General features: G+C 63.7%; 15 protein-coding genes and 1 pseudogene. 9 read left to right on the forward strand and 7 right to left on the reverse strand.

The window, feature by feature from the left end; translation table 11 throughout:
- Positions 1-11: 11 nt before the first annotated feature.
- Entirely contained in the window at positions 12-1,610 is a 1,599-nt protein-coding gene (gene mqo / locus JAB4_RS26380) for a malate dehydrogenase (quinone) (RefSeq protein WP_070218598.1), read from the reverse strand.
- A complete protein-coding gene (locus JAB4_RS26385; RefSeq protein ID WP_139143993.1) occupies positions 1,603-1,836 on the reverse strand; it encodes a hypothetical protein in 234 nt (77 codons plus the stop codon). The genes mqo and JAB4_RS26385 overlap by 8 nt, the downstream gene beginning before the upstream one ends.
- A 217-nt stretch (positions 1,837-2,053) precedes the next feature.
- On the opposite strand from JAB4_RS26385, the gene JAB4_RS26390 reads away from it, so the two are divergent.
- Positions 2,054-2,476: a DUF1841 family protein gene (locus JAB4_RS26390; RefSeq protein WP_070218599.1), complete on the forward strand. Its 423-nt coding sequence runs from the start codon at positions 2,054-2,056 to the stop codon at positions 2,474-2,476.
- 5 nt (positions 2,477-2,481) lie between these two features.
- On the opposite strand, the gene JAB4_RS26395 is transcribed toward JAB4_RS26390, so the two are convergent.
- Genes JAB4_RS26395 through nirK form a run of 3 tightly spaced genes read right to left on the reverse strand, consistent with a single transcriptional unit; the run spans position 2,482 to position 6,973 of the window.
- Positions 2,482-4,752 carry a nitric-oxide reductase large subunit gene (locus tag JAB4_RS26395; RefSeq protein WP_070218600.1) on the reverse strand — a complete coding sequence of 757 codons (2,271 nt, stop codon included), beginning with the start codon at positions 4,750-4,752 and terminating at the stop codon, positions 2,482-2,484.
- Positions 4,753-4,766: 14 nt separating this feature from the next.
- Positions 4,767-5,444: an iron-sulfur cluster repair protein YtfE gene (gene ytfE, locus JAB4_RS26400; protein ID WP_070218601.1), complete on the reverse strand. Its 678-nt coding sequence runs from the start codon at positions 5,442-5,444 to the stop codon at positions 4,767-4,769.
- Between the two features lie 32 nt (positions 5,445-5,476).
- Positions 5,477-6,973: a copper-containing nitrite reductase gene (nirK, locus tag JAB4_RS26405; protein ID WP_070218602.1), complete on the reverse strand. Its 1,497-nt coding sequence runs from the start codon at positions 6,971-6,973 to the stop codon at positions 5,477-5,479.
- 150 nt (positions 6,974-7,123) lie between these two features.
- Here nirK and norR point away from each other — a divergent pair, with 150 nt between their 5' ends.
- Positions 7,124-8,680: a nitric oxide reductase transcriptional regulator NorR gene (gene norR / locus JAB4_RS26410; RefSeq protein WP_070218603.1), complete on the forward strand. Its 1,557-nt coding sequence runs from the start codon at positions 7,124-7,126 to the stop codon at positions 8,678-8,680.
- A gap of 25 nt (positions 8,681-8,705) precedes the next feature.
- Here norR and JAB4_RS26415 read toward each other — a convergent pair whose 3' ends face one another.
- Together JAB4_RS26415 and JAB4_RS26420 are read right to left on the reverse strand one after the other, a co-directional pair.
- The gene (locus JAB4_RS26415; protein ID WP_070218614.1) at positions 8,706-9,047 is read right to left on the reverse strand and encodes a cytochrome c; all 342 of its coding nucleotides are present in this window, start codon (positions 9,045-9,047) and stop codon (positions 8,706-8,708) included.
- Between the two features lie 14 nt (positions 9,048-9,061).
- The gene (locus JAB4_RS26420; RefSeq protein WP_046684254.1) at positions 9,062-9,391 is read right to left on the reverse strand and encodes a cytochrome c; all 330 of its coding nucleotides are present in this window, start codon (positions 9,389-9,391) and stop codon (positions 9,062-9,064) included.
- 233 nt (positions 9,392-9,624) lie between these two features.
- Between JAB4_RS26420 and JAB4_RS26425 the strand changes: the two genes are divergently transcribed.
- From JAB4_RS26425 to JAB4_RS30835, 7 genes and pseudogenes are all read left to right on the forward strand, one after another.
- The gene (locus tag JAB4_RS26425; protein ID WP_070218604.1) at positions 9,625-10,494 is read left to right on the forward strand and encodes a MoxR family ATPase; all 870 of its coding nucleotides are present in this window, start codon (positions 9,625-9,627) and stop codon (positions 10,492-10,494) included.
- A 9-nt stretch (positions 10,495-10,503) separates the two neighbouring features.
- A complete protein-coding gene (locus JAB4_RS26430) occupies positions 10,504-11,142 on the forward strand; it encodes a GNAT family protein (RefSeq protein WP_070218605.1) in 639 nt (212 codons plus the stop codon).
- On the forward strand, positions 11,136-12,305 hold the full coding sequence (locus JAB4_RS26435) for a VWA domain-containing protein (RefSeq protein WP_070218606.1): 1,170 nt from the start codon (positions 11,136-11,138) through the stop codon (positions 12,303-12,305). The genes JAB4_RS26430 and JAB4_RS26435 overlap by 7 nt, the downstream gene beginning before the upstream one ends.
- 313 nt (positions 12,306-12,618) lie before the next feature.
- Positions 12,619-13,806, forward strand: a complete 1,188-nt coding sequence (locus tag JAB4_RS26440) for a cation:proton antiporter (RefSeq protein ID WP_070218615.1) — start codon at positions 12,619-12,621, stop codon at positions 13,804-13,806.
- Positions 13,807-14,937, forward strand: coding sequence for a YbdK family carboxylate-amine ligase (locus tag JAB4_RS26445; RefSeq protein WP_034780287.1), 1,131 nt, complete (start codon positions 13,807-13,809; stop codon positions 14,935-14,937).
- Between the two features lie 238 nt (positions 14,938-15,175).
- Positions 15,176-15,658: pseudogene (locus tag JAB4_RS30830) on the forward strand (sigma-70 family RNA polymerase sigma factor); the annotation flags it as partial.
- Between the two features lie 81 nt (positions 15,659-15,739).
- A complete protein-coding gene (locus JAB4_RS30835; protein WP_227742187.1) occupies positions 15,740-16,492 on the forward strand; it encodes a FecR domain-containing protein in 753 nt (250 codons plus the stop codon).
- Positions 16,493-16,494: the final 2 nt, after the last annotated feature.

Consider the following 16,494-nt stretch of genomic DNA (forward strand, 5'->3'; position numbering starts at 1 on the left):
GTCAGGCTGGCTTAGTTTGCCGCCGGCGCTGGCGCAGCAGCGGGAACGTCGAGCGTGATGGCTTTCAAGCCCAGGATATTGCTGCTGTAATGGCGGATCTTGTTGGCCAGGGCCGGGTCGTTGTTCAGCTTTTGACCGTACGACGGCACCATTTCCACCATCTTCGCTTGCCATTCCGGCGTGGCCAGGCGGCTCTTGAAGGCCGTTTGCAGCACCTTGATCATGATCGGCGGCGCGGTCGAGGCGCCTGGCGAAGCACCCAGCAAGGCGACGATGCTGCCATCGGCGGCGCCGACGACTTCCGTGCCGAACTGCAGCAAGCCGCCTTTGACCGGGTCATCCTTGACGATCTGCACGCGCTGGCCGGCGTTTTGCAAGGTCCAGTCTTCCATCTTGGCGTTCGGCAAGTATTCGCGCAGGGTCTTCAGGCGGTCTTCCGGCGTATTCATGACCTGTTCGACCAGGTATTTCGTCAGTGGAATATTGTCGTAACCGGCTTGCAGCATCGGTTTCACATTGCCCGTGCCGATCGAGGCAGGCAAGTCGATCCACGAACCATTTTTCAGGAACTTCGTCGAGAAGGTGGCGAACGGGCCAAACAGCAAGGCTTTCTTGCCATCAATGATGCGCGTGTCCAGATGCGGCACGGACATCGGCGGCGAACCGACGGACGCCTTGCCGTACACCTTGGCCGCATGCGCCGCCACCAGTTCCGGATTGGTGGTCACCAGCCATTGGCCGCCGACCGGCACGCCGCCGTAGCCCTTGGCTTCAGGAATACCCGATTTTTCCAGCAGCGGCAGCGAACCGCCGCCGGCGCCGATGAAGACGAACTTGGCGCGCATGGTTTCTTCCTTGCCGGCAGCCAGGTCTTTCACCGTCACGTTCCATACGCCGTCGGCGCCGCGCCGGATGTCTTCCACCTGGTGGCGCAGGTGCAGCACCATGCCGTGGCTGTCCGTCAGGTATTTCACGAGACCGCGCGTGAGGTTGCCGAAATTGACGTCGGTACCGATGTCCATGCGCGTCGCGGCCACTTTCTGGCCCTTGTCGCGCCCTTGCATGACGAGCGGCGCCCATTGTTCGATCTGCGCCTGGTCTTCCGAGTATAGCATGCCCTTGAACAGGTTTTCCTTTTGCAGCGCGGCGTAGCGCTTCTTCAAAAAGGCAATATTGTCGTCGCCCCACACAAAGGCCATGTGCGGCACGTTGTTGATGAAGGTTTGCGGCGCACCCAGGTGCTTGTTGGCCACCTGATAGGCCCAGAATTGCTTGGAAATTTCGAATTGCTCGTTGATGGCAACGGCTTTCTTGGTCTCGATGCTGCCGTCGGCCGCTTCGGGCGTGTAGTTCAGTTCGGCAAATGCCGAGTGGCCCGTGCCTGCGTTGTTCATCGCATCCGAGCTTTCGGCGGCCACGGAATCGAGGCGCTCGACCATTTCCATCGTCAGCGAGGGATCGAGTTCCTTGAGCATGCTGCCCAGGGTGGCGCTCATGGTGCCGGCGCCGATCAGCAGCACGTCGACCGGTTTTTCGGACGAGGCCGGAGGGGTCTTGTTACATGCCGCCAGGATCAGGCACGACATCAAAAGTAATAGCGATTTACGCATACGTAACTCCGTTTATGAATACTGAAGGATGATTCTTGCGCGCCACCGTGGCGGCACCATCGCTGTGTTGAATGAAAAACAGCCGGCCAGCCGGAACGCCAGAGCGGCCGGACAGGTCAAGGTTGATGGTGATAGGCATGCTGCCGCGCTCCGGGATAAGCCAGGAGCAAGATCTGGTGGCAAAGGTGCGGGCAATGGAAGCACGCAATGGCAACAAAATCGCCATCGTGTCCAGAGCAAATATCAAGAGCGGCGATTTTATCACCGTTATTTGGCGCCGCCGGGCCGTGGCGGTAGTGGATAATACTTACTGCAGGGTATTAAATTGCGGTGACTATCGGGTCACGAAAGCGGACGCCGGACGGCAAAAAGGGCATCCCCGATGCCTTGAATTGATGTACGCGGTACAATGCCGGCTGCCCCTTAGCCATAGTCCTACAGCCATGTTCAACCCCTCTTCCGACGACGTGCGCCGCTTCTTTTGCGACACCTTGCGCAAGCACCGCGCCCACGAAATCCTCACGCCGATGGAAGCCATCGCGCTCGACTGGATCCTCGAACATCCCGAGTATGAAAACGAGCTCTCCGACGTCGAAGCGGCGCTGGCGCGCGATTACTCCGTCGAAGGGGGCCAGGCCAATCCTTTCCTGCACCTGTCCATGCATCTGTCGATCACGGAGCAGGTACAGGTGGACCAGCCGCGCGGCATCCGCCCGGCCGTCCAGCAGCTGACCCAGCGCCTCGATTCGGCCCATGCGGCCCAGCACGAAGTGATGGAATGCCTGGGCCAGATGATCTGGGCTTCGCAGCGCTCGGGCTTGCCGCCGGATACGGACGCGTATATCGACTGCGTCCGCAGGCGTTAACCGGGCTATGCCGCTGAAGGCTGCAGTACAGCTGCCTTCGGCGCCTTGTCCAGCAACCCCAGCACCACCTGCAGTGCCATGGCGACGGCGCCGACGATGAACACCACGTCACCGAAGGTGCGTATCCATCGCAGGTTCTGCAACAGCGGCTGCTGCATGAAGCCTTCGCTGCGCGCATACCACAGGCCTTCCGTCACGCTGGCATGGAACTGGATGATGCCAATCGGCAGCAAGCTGGTAAAGATCATCAGCGCCAGTCCCCCGTTCAAACCCCAGAACGCCGTCTTCATCAACGCAGGGCTGAAGCGGTAATCGGGCCGCAGGTAGCGCAGCACCAGCAAGGTAAAGCCCAGCGCGAGGAAGCCGTACACGCCGAACAGCGCCGCATGCGCATGCACGGGAGTCGTGTTCAGGCCCTGGATATAGTACAAGGCCACGGGCGGATTGATCATGAAGCCCAGCACCCCGGCGCCCAGCATGTTCCAGAAGGCGACGGCGACAAAGCACATCAGGGGCCAGCGCAGGTTTTCCATCCACGGCGCGCGTTCCTTCAGGCGCCAGTTTTCCCACGCTTCGTGGCCCAAGACGATCAGCGGCACCACTTCCAGCGCACTGAAGCTCGCGCCGATGGCCATCACGGGCGTGGTGGTGCCGGCAAAGTACAGGTGGTGGAAGGTGCCGGGTATGCCACCCAGCATGAACAGCGAGGCCGACGCCAGGCTGGCCGTCGTGGCCATGCGCACCGACACCAGGCCCAGGGTCGAGAAGATGAAGGCCAGCGCCGTCGTGGCGAACACTTCAAAGAAGCCTTCCACCCACAGGTGCACCACCCACCAGCGCCAGTACTCCATCACGGATAAATGCGTGCGTTCGCCGTAGAACAGGCCGGCCCCATAGAACAGGCCGATGGCGCCCACGGACGCGGTCAGCAGCGCCAGCAGGTTCCTGTCGCCGCCCGGCTGGCGCAGTGCCGGCACCACGCCGCGCAGCATCAGCACAAGCCACAGCAGGATGCCGGCGAATTTGCCGATCTGCCACAAACGTCCCAGGTCCACATATTCATAACCCTGATGGCCGAGCCAGAAATTCCACTCGGGCGGCATCACTTGCGCGATGGCCAGGTAATTGCCGATGAACGAGCCGACGACGACCGCGACGAGGGCCCAGAACAGCACGTCGACACCGAGGCGCTGCCACTTGGGGTCCTTGCCGCCATTGATCAGCGGGGCGAGGAACAGGCCGGCGGCCAGGAAGCCGGTGGCGATCCAGAACAGCGCGGCCTGGATATGCCAGGTGCGCGTGAGCGCATACGGGAACCAGCGCGACACGTCGATGCCGTAGAACTGCTGTCCTTCCACCGTGTAGTGCGCCGTAAAGCCGCCGATGAAGACCTGGAAGATGAACAGCGCCACCACCAGGAACAGGTACTTGCCCAGTCCCCGCTGCGAAGGCGTCAGCGCGAAAGTGGTGAGCGGATCGCGCGGACCGGCCGCCGGCAGCGCTTCGTCGTGGTCGCGCAAGAAGGCCCAGCCCCAGACGAGGAAGCCCACGCCGGCCAGCAGCACCACCACGCTGGCGACCGACCAGACGAGGTTTTCGCCACTGGGCTGGTTGCCGATCAGCGGTTCGTGCGGCCAGTTGTTCGTATAGGTCACTTTCTGGCCCGGACGTTCGGTGGCGGCGGCCCACGCCGTCCAGAAGAAGAACTGCGTCATCTGCGCGCGCCGCGCGGCACTGGGCAGGGTGTTTTCCTTCATGGCGAAATGCTCGCGGCTGGCGTGCAGCGCAGGCGCGTCCGAGAACAGCTGGTCGTAATAGTGCGCCGTGCTGGCGATGGCTTGCACGCGGCGCGCCGACAGGCGCAGCACTTGCGCATCATCGGTACGGTTGCCGCGGTATTCCAGCTTGAGCGCTTCGCGCAGCGCCGCCTGCGCGGGGCCGTCGAGCGCCGCGTACGCCTTGCCATGCTGCTCTTGCGCGGCCAGTTCCAGCCAGGCCGTCAGTTCGCGGTGCAGCCAGTCGGCCGTCCAGTCGGGCGCCTGGTAGGCGCCGTGGCCCCAGATGGAGCCCAGCTGCATGCCGCCGACCGATTGCCAGGCCGTCTGGCCGTCGAGGATGCCCTCGCGGTCGAACAGCTGCCGGCCATCCTGCGCCAGCACTTGCGCGGGGATGGGCGGCGCTTGCCGATACACTTCCGTGCCGTAGTAGCCGAGCAGCGAAAACGTCACGATCAGCACACCGATCAGGGTGAACCAGAGTTTTTTGTAGGGACCCATGGGTCTTTCCTTTGTCAGTGCACCACGGCCGGCGCAAAGCGCTCGAACAGGATATTGTTTTCAGTATGGATGTGCGCCATCAGGTCTTCGCGGAAGGTGCGCAGGCCCGTGTACAGCGCGCGCCAGGTGGTGCAGGCGCCGGTTGGTGCGGTGATATCGTTCGTCATCGCCTCCATGGCGCGCAAGGCCACGCCATGGTCGTCGTGCTCCATGCGCATCACGTTGATGGGCGCGCCGGCCCGGGGGCCCTGGCCGCGCACGATCATGGGGAACAGCACGTCTTCCTCCTTGCGCATATGGCTTTCCAGTTCCTGCGCCATGGCCGACAGGTGTTCCGCCAGCCCGTGCGGACAGTCGGCGCGGTCGCCATGCACCTGCTCGACCTTGCGCGCCAGGCGTATCAGCTCGGGCAGCTGCTCGCGATGCACGGCGTGGTAGCGCGCCAGGATGTGTTCCACCAGCTCGGCGGCCGGGGCATCCTGCCAGTCACGCGCGCCGCTGGCGTCAATCCGTCCGGCCAGCACTTGCAGTTCCTTGACGATGGGCGCCGCGTCCACGCCGGCCGCTTCGGCCGCCGCGCGCAGGGTCTTGTTGCCGCCGCAGCAGAAATCGAGGCGGTGCGCATCGAACAGGCGCGTGGCGCCGGGGATGCGGCGGGCCAGCTGGCCCAGGGATAGGTCGATCATTTCCATAGCAATTCCTTGATGATGAATGGGGGGTTGTTTTATTGGACGGCGCCCGCGTGGTAGACGCCGGGTACGGCTTCGCCCGTCACTTCCAGCACGCCCACGGCGCCCTTGCCGGCGCGCGACAGCGCATGGTCGACCAGCAGATAGCTGCCAGGATGCTGTACCTTCAGTTCGACGATGGTCGCGCCGCCCGGCGCCACCAGCGTGGTTTGCACGTCGTTTTTCGGGCTGCTGATCGAGCCTTCGCTGTACACCTTGTCGAAGATCTCGCCGATGATGTGGAACGACGAAATCTTGTTCGGGCCGCCGACACCGAAATAGATGCGCACGGTCTCGCCGACTTTCGCCTGCAGTTTGTGCGTCTTGCTCAGGGCGCCCACTTCGCCGTTGAAGACGTAGTAGTCGGGCAGCTCATTGGCCATTTTTTCCAGGTTCGGTTCCTGGTGCACGGGGGCGCCGTGCGGACGGCCCGTGTACATCTCGCCCTGCATCACGTAATACTCGCGGTCGACTTTTGACAGGCCACCTTCCGGTTCGACGAGGATCATGCCGTACATGCCGGCCGCGATATGCTGCGGCACCAGCGGCGTGGCGCAGTGGTAGACGAACAGGCCCGGATTGAGCGCCTTGAAGGTCACCGTCTTTTCCTGCCCCGGCGCCACCTGCGTGTGCTGTCCGCCGCCATGGCCGCCCGTCACCGCGTGCAGGTCGATCGAGTGGATCATCTTGCTGTCTTTCGCATTGAACAGGGTCAGTTCCACCGTGTCGCCCACCTTCGCGCGCAGCATCGGGCCCGGTACTTGCCGGTTGAAGGTCCAGTAGGTAAAGCTGGTGCCGTCATCGAGCTTGCCCGGCAGTTCCACCGTCTCCATCCGGTATTTCAGCGTTTGCGGCGCGCGCGCGCCGATGGCGGAAGGCACCTGCGCCGGATTGGCGGCCACGCTGACGGCCGAAGGATCGGGGCCGCGCATCGGCGACGGCGCAGGCGTGTACAGGGCCAGCGCCGCGGCCTGGCTCGATTCGCCGGCAGCGCTGCCGGCGCCAGCGGCCTTCTGTGCCCCGGCTTCGGCCAGCGAGATGCCGGCGACTTCCAGCTTGCCTTCCATGCCGATCTGGCGGTGGCCGGGAATCGAGCAGTAATAGGTGAACGTGCCCGCGCGCGTGACCTTGAAGCGCACGGTGGTGCTGCCGCTGTTGGCGCTGAACTTGTTTGATGCCACGTTCAGTTCCGGGATCAGCAGGTCGTGCTCGGCGCCTTCGCCGCTTTTCAGCACCAGTTCGACCGTGTCGCCCACCTTGGCCTTCAGCACGGGGTTGACCTGGCCCTTGGCATCGATGAACACCATCTTGCCGTCGACGATATTGGTTTGCAGTTCATAGCGCTTGAGCGCGGCGGCGGCAGAGGGTTGGCTGACAGCGGCCGCAGTGGCGGCGGCGCTGGCCGGCAGGCTCGCCTGGGCTTGCACGGACAGGGGCATGGCCAGTACGCAGACGGCGGCGGCAATGGCGCGGAGGGAGGGAGTCGTTTTCATCAGGCTTTCCTTGGTCTTGTATGCCGGTTCGGCACCCTTACCTAGGCAAACGGTGTGCCAGGAAAAACTTGTTTTAAATCAACGATTTGAAAAATGCAGGGTCGATATGACCCTGCTCAAGCGTGGTCCGTTGTACCCTGCATGGTAGTTATGACCACCACCGCCATCCACCTGCTGCTGCTCACCGACCTGGTCGCCGACTTGCCCGTGGCCGTGCGCCTGCAGCGCCTGGTCGGCAGCCTGCGCGCGCACTTCGGCTGCGAGGCCGTGGCCTTGCTGAAACTCGACGGCGAGCATCTGCGCCCCGTGGCGATGGCGGGCCTGGCCAGCGATGCGCTGGGACGCCGCTTTTCCGTCGCCGACCATCCGCGCCTGGCCGCCATCCTGCAGCGGCGCGGCGTGTTGTGCTTTCATCACGACAGTTCCCTGCCCGATCCCTATGATGGCTTGATCGCCGAGCGGGCCGGCGAGCCGCTGCCTGTGCATGACTGCATGGGCATGGCACTGGACCTCGAAGGCGAGCGCTGGGGCGTCATCACCCTCGACGCCCTGCGCGTCGGCACCTTCGATACCACTGCGCAGCGCGAACTCGCAGAACTGGCTTGCGCCATCGAGGCGGCCGTGCGCGTGACCCGGCTGGAGACGGAAATCCGCGCCCTGCGCCTGTCGGGCGGCGCCATGCTGGCCGATGCGCAGGCGCCGCGCGAAGAACACGATTTCGTCGGCCAGAGCAGCACCATCACGCACTTGCTGCACGAATTGCAGGTGGTCGCCGATGCCGAGCTGCCCGTGCTGCTGCTGGGCGAGACGGGCGTGGGCAAGGAATTGTGCGCGCACCGCCTGCACCGGCTGTCGCGCCGCGCCGGCAAACCATTGATCCACGTCAATTGCGCGGCCTTGCCGGAATCGCTGGCCGAGAGCGAATTGTTTGGCCATGTGCGCGGTGCGTTTTCCGGCGCCGTCAGCGACCGGCCCGGGCGTTTCGAGGCGGCCGAAGGGGGCACCCTGTTTCTCGATGAAGTGGGGGAATTGCCGCTGTCGATACAGGCCAAGCTGCTGCGCACCTTGCAAAATGGCGAAATCCAGCGCCTGGGCGCGGACCGGCCGCGCCGGGTCAACGTGCGCGTGATCGCCGCCACCAACCGCAGCCTGCGCGAACATGTGCGCGACGGCTCGTTCCGCGCCGATCTGTACCACCGTTTATCCGTCTATCCCGTGCCGATTCCGCCGCTGCGCGAGCGGGGCAACGACGTGCTGCTGCTGGCGGGCGGCTTCCTGGAACTGAACCGCGCGCGCCTGGGCTTGCGCAGCCTGCGCCTGTCGGCCGCGGCGGAAAACGCTCTGTGCCACTACCGCTGGCCCGGCAACGTGCGCGAACTGGAACATGTGATCAGCCGGGCCGCGCTGAAAGCCGTGATCCGCGGCGCGGACCGCAAAGAGATAGTAACGCTGGAAACGGATATGCTCGACCTCGATGCGCTGGAAGCGCCGGCCGGCACGGACGCGCTGCCGCTGGCGCCAGCCGCGTGCGGCACGCCGGCGGCGCCGCTGCTATCGATGCATCAGATCGTCGAAGCGAGCCAGCGCCAGGCCATCCGGCAAGCGCTGGTGCTGCATCAGGATAACTGGGCCGCTGCGGCGCGGCAACTGGGGCTCGACGCCAGCAATCTGCACAAGCTGGCGCGCCGGGTCGGACTGAAAGCCTGAACCGAACTCAAACGTAAATTCAAACTCAGCGGTGGGTCACCAGGCTGCTCGGCAAGCTGTGCAGGTAGGCGGCCAGGTCCTTGATGTCCTGGTTGCTCAGCGGTTTTACCTGGCCCGTCATGATGGCGTTGTTGCGGCCGTTGGCCTTGTCGCCCCGTTTATACGCCGTCAACGCGTGTTCCAGGTAATCCCTGTGCTGACCAGCCAGCTTCGGGTAGGACGGGTCGATGGGCGAACCGTAATCCTTGCCGTGGCAGGTGGCGCAGCTGTATTTTTCGGCCAGGGCCTTGCCCGTGTTGATATTGCCGGCGGCGCTGGCGGAAAACGAGACGGTGGCGCAAACGAGGGCGGCGAGTAGTGTTTTCATCATCTGGCTGGTCCTCAGTTCGGCTTGGCTTGTTGCGCATAGTACGCGGCGACATCGGCGATATCCTGGTCGGACAGGCTGCTGGCGATGCCCTTCATGCTGGGGTGCTTGCGGTCGCCCTTCTTGTAGGCTTGCAGCGCATTCTCGATATATTTTGCCGGCTGGCCGCCGATCATCGGCACCTGGAACACTTCGGGGAAGGTTGCCTTGTAACCGGGGATGCCGTGGCAGCCGATACACATTTCCACCTTGGCAGGGGCTGCCTTGGCGTTTCCTACAATGTCAGCCGCTGTGACGGCATTTGCTATGCCGGCAAGCACGAGAAGTGCAAATATTTTTTTCATAGTGGCAATGTGAACAAAGGTAATCGGAGAAACGCCAGTGCTGGTTTTTATTGATTTTATGTGTTGACAATTAAGGTTGACAATTAATCTGCTGCTTGCCGATTCTAGCCAAGATATTCTTGCAAGTCCACCTATAAAACCCGCATTGTCGGCAGGCAGGCACAGGCCGTCCGCGTGGCAGCGCGCCACAGTTCTGTTTATACTCACCATTTCCCTACTTTGGCAGACCGCTCATGCAAGCACAGCACACCCAGCAAGGCCAACGCTTCGAAGGTTCCGACAGCTATGTCGCCACCGCCGACCTGAAACTGGCCGTGAATGCGGCGCTGACCCTGCAACGCCCGCTGCTGATCAAGGGCGAACCGGGCACGGGCAAGACCATGCTGGCCGAGGAAGTGGCCGCCGCGCTGAACATGCCGCTGATGCAATGGCATATCAAATCGACCACCAAGGCGCAGCAGGGCCTGTACGAATACGACGCCGTATCGCGCCTGCGCGATTCGCAGCTGGGCGACGAGCGCGTGCGCGACATCCAGAACTATATCGTCAAGGGCGTGCTGTGGCAGGCGTTCACGGCGCCCGAACCGGTGGTGCTGCTGATCGACGAGATCGACAAGGCCGACATCGAATTCCCGAACGACCTGCTGCGCGAACTGGACCGCATGGAATTCTATGTGTATGAGACGCGCGAAATGGTCTCGGCGCGCCACCGACCGCTCGTCATCATCACCTCGAACAACGAGAAGGAATTGCCGGACGCCTTCCTGCGCCGCTGCTTCTTCCACTACATCAAATTCCCGGACAAGGACACGATGGAGCAGATCGTCGCCGTCCACTACCCGCACCTGAAACAGGAATTGCTGGCGCAGGCGCTGCAAACCTTCTATGAAGTGCGCGACGTGCCGGGCCTGAAGAAAAAGCCGTCGACGTCGGAATTCCTCGACTGGCTCAAGCTCCTGCTGGCCGAGGACATCCCAGCCGAAGCGCTGCGCAGCAAGGACAACAAGGCCGTCGTGCCGCCGCTGCACGGCGCGCTGCTGAAAAACGAGCAGGACGTGCACCTGTTCGAGCGCCTGATGTTCATGTCGCGCACCAACCGCTAAGGAGCGCCGGTGAACGATATCAGCCCGGACAAGGTCTTCGTCCCCCTGGAACTGCACGGCATCCGCCTCGAAGCGCTGGCGCCGCACCACGCGCCCGGCCTGCGCGCGGCAGCCATGGATGGGGAACTGTGGAATCTGCGCGTCACCTCCGTGCCCGAGCCGGACCAGGTGGACCAGTACATTTTCAAGGGCATCGAGATGCGCCCCACGCGCTTCGCCTTTGCCGTCATCGACGCGGCCAGCGGCGAGGTGCTCGGCACCACCAGCTATCACGACGTGGTGCCGGCCATCGGACGCCTGGAAATCGGCTACACCTGGTATGCGAAGCGCTGCCAGCGCAGCCACGTCAACACCACCTGCAAATTGCTGCTGCTGGCGCACGCCTTCGATAACCTCGGCTGCGCGCTGGTGGGCCTGCGCACCGACAATTTCAACCACGCCTCGCAGGCGGCCATCGAGCGCCTGGGCGCGAAAAAGGATGGCGTGCTGCGCCACCATGCGCTGCGCCGCGACGGCACCGTGCGCGACACCGTCATGTACAGCATCACGCGCGGAGAGTGGCCGGAAATTGCCGCCCACCTGCGCTACAAGCTGGCGCAGCGCCCCATCGCCGCTCTGCCCCGCGCGGGAGAGCGGGCGCCATGCTAATCGATTTCTTCTTCACGCTCAAGGATGCGAAGATTCCCGTCTCGATCAAGGAATTTCTGACCCTTCTTGAAGCGCTGCAAAAGAACGTCATCGACGCCTCGATGGACGATTTCTACTATCTGGCGCGTTTGACCCTGGTCAAGGATGAAGCCCATTTCGACAAGTTCGACCGCGCCTTTGGCCAGTACTTCAAGGGCGTCAGCGCGGCTTTCGACACGAACGCGGCGATTCCCCTCGACTGGCTGCTCAAACGCATGCAGCGCGAGCTTTCCGAGGAGCAGAAGGCGCAGCTGGAAAAATTCGGCTACGACAAGCTGATGGACCGCCTGAACGAGCTGCTGAAGGAACAGAAGGAGCGCCACGAGGGCGGCAGCAAGTGGATCGGCACGGGCGGCACCTCGCCGTTCGGCAATGGCGGCACGAATCCGGAAGGCATCCGCATCGGCGGCAAGGGCGGCAACCGCACGGCCGTGAAGGTGTGGGAAGCGCGCAGCTACAAGGATTATGACGGCGAGCGCGAACTGGGCACGCGCAACATCAAGGTGGCCTTGCGCCGCCTGCGCAAGTTCGCGCGCGAAGGCGCGGAAGATGAACTGGCGCTCGACGCCACCATCGCCGCCACGGCCAACAACGCGGGCTACCTCGACATCAGGATGCGGCCCGAGCGCAAGAACCGCATCAAGGTGCTGATGCTGCTCGACGTGGGCGGCAGCATGGACGACCATATCGAGCGCACCGAAGAACTGTTTTCGGCGGCGAAGACGGAATTCAAGAACATGGAATTCTTTTACTTCCATAACTGCGTCTACGACTATCTGTGGAAGAACAACCGGCGCCGCAATGCCGAGCGTTTTCCCACTTGGGACGTGCTGCGCAAATACCCGCCCGACACCAAGCTGATTTTCGTCGGCGACGCCACCATGAGCCCCTACGAAATCCTGCAGCCGGGCGGCAGCGTGGAATACAACAACGAGGAAGCGGGATCGGCGTGGCTGGCGCGCTTTACCCAGGCGTTCCCGAAATTCATCTGGCTCAACCCCGAAGCGGAAGGATTGTGGCAGTACCGCCAGTCGATCGGCGTGATGCGGCAGTTGATGAACAACCGCATGTTCCCCCTGTCGATCGATGGGCTGGAACGGGGCATGCGTCTGCTCAGTAAATAAAAGCACGCAACAAAAAGTCCATGGCGGCATGAGCCCGCCATGCCGTACACTGCGACACGGCACTACCGTGCGGAGCATCTCCGCCGCGGGCGGGTAGCATACGCCGGTACCAGCCCTGCCCCACCCTGCTGCATCCCGTGCGCGGCCGCCATGGTCGCGACACTGTTCGATTGCGCACATCGTGCGCGCCTTCTGCTCCGGTAGAATCGGCGCATCGCTCTGCGCAAACTATGCACCACCGCTGCACCAAGACCTTGCCGCGCCAGCCCCCGTGCTGCCGGCCGGTGCCAGCGCCAATTTCAAAGGAATGAGCATGCAAAGTCTGATCTCGATCGCCGCCGACCTGTCCTGGCCGTTCGCCATTACCCTGGCCTGGGTGGTGGGCGAATTCGGCCACCGCTGGACTGGCCTGCCGCGCATCAGTTTTTACGGCGTGATCGGTTTCGTCCTCGCGCAGACGCAGGTAGGCATCCTGCCGCAGACGGACGCCGGCCCCATGCTGGTGCTGGCCGACGTGGCTTTCGGCCTGATCCTGTTCGAGGTCGGCTACCGCATCAACCTGCGCTGGCTGAAGAACAATCCGTGGATCGCCGTCACGGGCCTGGTCGAATCCCTGCTGACCTTTGCCGTCGTCTACTTCATCGGCATCGAATTCGGCAGCACCTCGATGACGGCGCTGCTGCTCGCATCACTGGCCATGTCCACCTCGCCGGCCACCATCATGCGCGTCATCAACGAGGAACGCAGCTCGGGCCAGGTCACGGAACGCATCGTCCACCTCACTGCCCTGAACTGCGTGCTGGCCGTCTTCACGTTCAACATCATCGTCGGCTTCTGGATGTTCCAGAGTTCCACCGACCTGATCGAGGCGAGCAGCAGCAGCGCCGCCGTGCTGGCCGCCTCCGTGGCCGCCGGCACCGTCTTCGGCATCGTCGTGCCGGCCATGCTGCGCCGCTTGGGCAACATGGCGCAGGACGCCACCGTGGCGTTCGCGCTGTCGGTGATGCTGCTCGTCGCCCTGACCTACACCACCAGCCTGTCGCCGCTGCTGGCCACCCTCACCTTCGGCCTGGTGGCGCGCCACCGCAGGGTCGCCTTCAGCCAGGCGCAGCGCAATTTCGGCGCCATGGGCGAGCTGCTGACGGTGCTGCTGTTCGTATATGCCGCCTCGACCCTGGAATGGGCCAGCGTGACGGCCGGCGCGGGACTGGCCCTGGCCGTCGTCGGCGGACGATTGCTGACGAAGGTCGCCGGCGTGGCCGCGTTCTCGCATGTGAGCGGCATTTCCTGGCGCAAGGGCGTGCTGACGGGCGTGGCCCTGACGCCCGTCTCCGTCTTCATCATCCTGCTGCTCGAGCACGCGCGCCAGCACGGCGTGAACTTCGGCGACGAATTGAACGCCCTGGCCGCCATCACCCTGGGCCTGGAACTGATCGGCCCCGTGCTGGTGCAGCGCGTGCTGATGCTGGCCAAAGAAACCCACGAAATCAAGGAGCGCTAAATGCCGCTGGAACCTTTTGGCCAATCGGCCGCGCTGACCTTCGGCGTCGAACTCGAACTGCAACTGGTGAACCTGTCGGACTATGACTTGACGGCCGCCAGCCCAGACCTGCTGCATCTGCTGAACAAGAAACCGTTTCCCGGCAACGTCACGCCGGAAATCACCGAGAGCATGATCGAGATCAACTCGAGCGTGCACACGCATCACGGCCCCCTGCTGGAGCAGCTGCAGGAAATCCGCGACACCTTGATCACGGCCGGCGACAAGCTCAATATCGGCATCGCGGGCGGCGGCACGCACCCGTTCCAGCAATGGTCGTCGCAAAAGATCTTTTCCAAGCCCCGGTTCCAGGAGATTTCGGAACTGTACGGCTACCTGGCCAAGCAGTTCACCATCTTCGGCCAGCACGTGCACATCGGCTGCGCCTCGGGCGACGACGCCATGTTCCTGCTGCATTCGCTGAACCGCTACATCCCCCACTTCATCGCCCTGTCGGCTTCCTCGCCCTATGTGCAGGGCCGCGACACCCTGTTCGATTCCGCCCGTTTGAACTCCGTGTTCGCCTTCCCCATGAGCGGACGCGCGCCGTTCACCCTCAGCTGGGATCAGTTCTCCAACGAGTATTTCGCCAAGATGGAGAACACGGGCATCATCAAGAGCATGAAGGATTTTTACTGGGATATCCGTCCCAAGCCGGAATTCGGCACCATCGAACTGCGCGTGTGCGACACGCCGCTGACGGTGGAGCGGGCCGCCGCGCTGGCCGCCTACCTGCAGGCGCTGTGCCGCTACCTGCTCGAACGCCGCGAAACCCCGCCCGTGGAAGACGATTACCTCGTATATAACTACAACCGCTTCCAGGCCTGCCGCTTCGGCCTCGATGGCGCCATCACGCATCCGAAAACCTACGAAACGATGTCGCTGCGCGAAGACATCATGACCACCCTGCGCAAGATGGAACCGCACGCCGAGGCGCTGGGCAGCACGCCGGCCCTGAAACACCTGTCGGACGTGGCCAAGCAGTGGAGCGACGCGCAATACCTGCGCAAGCAGCACAGCCTGCAGGGCAGCGCCGAGGGCATGGTCGATTCGGCCATCCGCTGCTTCCGTGGCGAGCCCATGAACTACTGACGTTGCTGCCTGGTAACGTAGGTCGGATTAGCGGCGTAGCCGCGTAATCCGACAACATCGTTAGCGCCGGTGGTGGCGTCGGATTACGCGCTTGCGCGCCTCGGCGGCCCCGCTAATCCGACCTACCGTTCGTCAACCAAAAAACCACAGCGCGCCTGCCCGTCATTTACAGCCGCCGTCCCCGCTTGCTACAATGAGAATGATTCTTATTATTGTTTAAAAACGCAAGGGGAATGCGATGCCGCTGGCAAAGCCGCTACAACGCCAGGACATCGCGACACTGTATGCCGACCACCACGGCTGGCTGCAGGGCTGGCTGCGCAAAAAACTCGGCAGCACGGCGTGCGCGGCCGATGTGGCGCACGATACTTTCATGCGCCTGCTCGACCGCGAAGACGCCGTCGCCGCGCGCGAGCCGCGCGCCTTTCTCGCCACCGTCGCCCAGCGCGTGCTGTTCAACCATTACCGCCGCCAGAAACTGGAACAGGCGTACCTCGACGTGCTGGCCCAGCTGCCGCCCCTGCATGCCCCCTCGCCCGAGGAACGCGCGCTGCTGCTGGCCACCGTGTTTGAACTGGACAGCATGCTCGACGGCTTGCCGCCTCCCGTCAAACGGGCTTTTTTACTGCGCCAGCTCGACGAACTGCCGCAGGAAGACATCGCGCACCGGCTCGGCATCTCGCTGGCCACCGTGAAACGCCATCTGCAGCGGGCCGGCAGCGCCACGCAGGCGTGGCAGCAGCTGCAAATACAGCACGAGCATCTGCCGCCTGCGGCGCACGCGAGCCTGCTGCGCGCCTGCGTGCAGGCGAACGCGCCGCGCCGCCACGCCGTCAAGACGCTGGCCCTGCTGCTGGCTTGCGGCGCCTCGCTGTATGCATTCGAACGCCGTGGCCCATGGCGCAGCTGGACGGCTGACTACCGCACGGGCATCAATCAGCGCCGCGTCGTGACCCTGGCCGACGGCACGCGGCTCACCCTCAATACCAATAGCGCCGTGAATATCGCTTACGACGGCACACAGCGCCGCATCGACCTGCTGGCCGGCGAAATCTTCATCGCCACCGGCAAGGATGCGGCGCGGCGGCCGTTCTTCGTCGGCACGCCGCATGGCAGCCTGCAGGCGCTGGGCACGCGTTTCACCGTGCGCCTGCACGATGGCTATGCCAGCGCCGGCGTGCTCGAAGGGGCCGTCGCCGTGCTGGGCGGTGACGGCAGCCAGCGCCTGCTGCTGCGCCCCGGCGAAGGCGCCCATTTCGACAGTGACGGTTATCACCGCCAGGCGCTGGCGCCGTACGGCGGCGCCTGGCTCGATGGCATGCTGGTGGCGCGCGACATGCGCCTGGCCGATTTCCTCGCCGAGCTGTCGCGCTACAGCGAGCAGCCGCTGGACTGCACGCCCGCCGTCGCCGGTTTGCGCGTGTCCGGCTCCTACCCGCTGGCCGACGTCGATGCCATCGTCGACGCCGTCAGCGCCAGCCTGCAATTGCGGCGCAATACCGTCACGCGCTTCTGGGGCCATCAGGTGGTGCGCATCGAACTGGCGGCCCGCTGAAA

The sequence above is a fragment of the Janthinobacterium sp. HH102 genome (assembly GCF_001758625.2).
Lineage (GTDB): Bacteria > Pseudomonadota > Gammaproteobacteria > Burkholderiales > Burkholderiaceae_D > Janthinobacterium.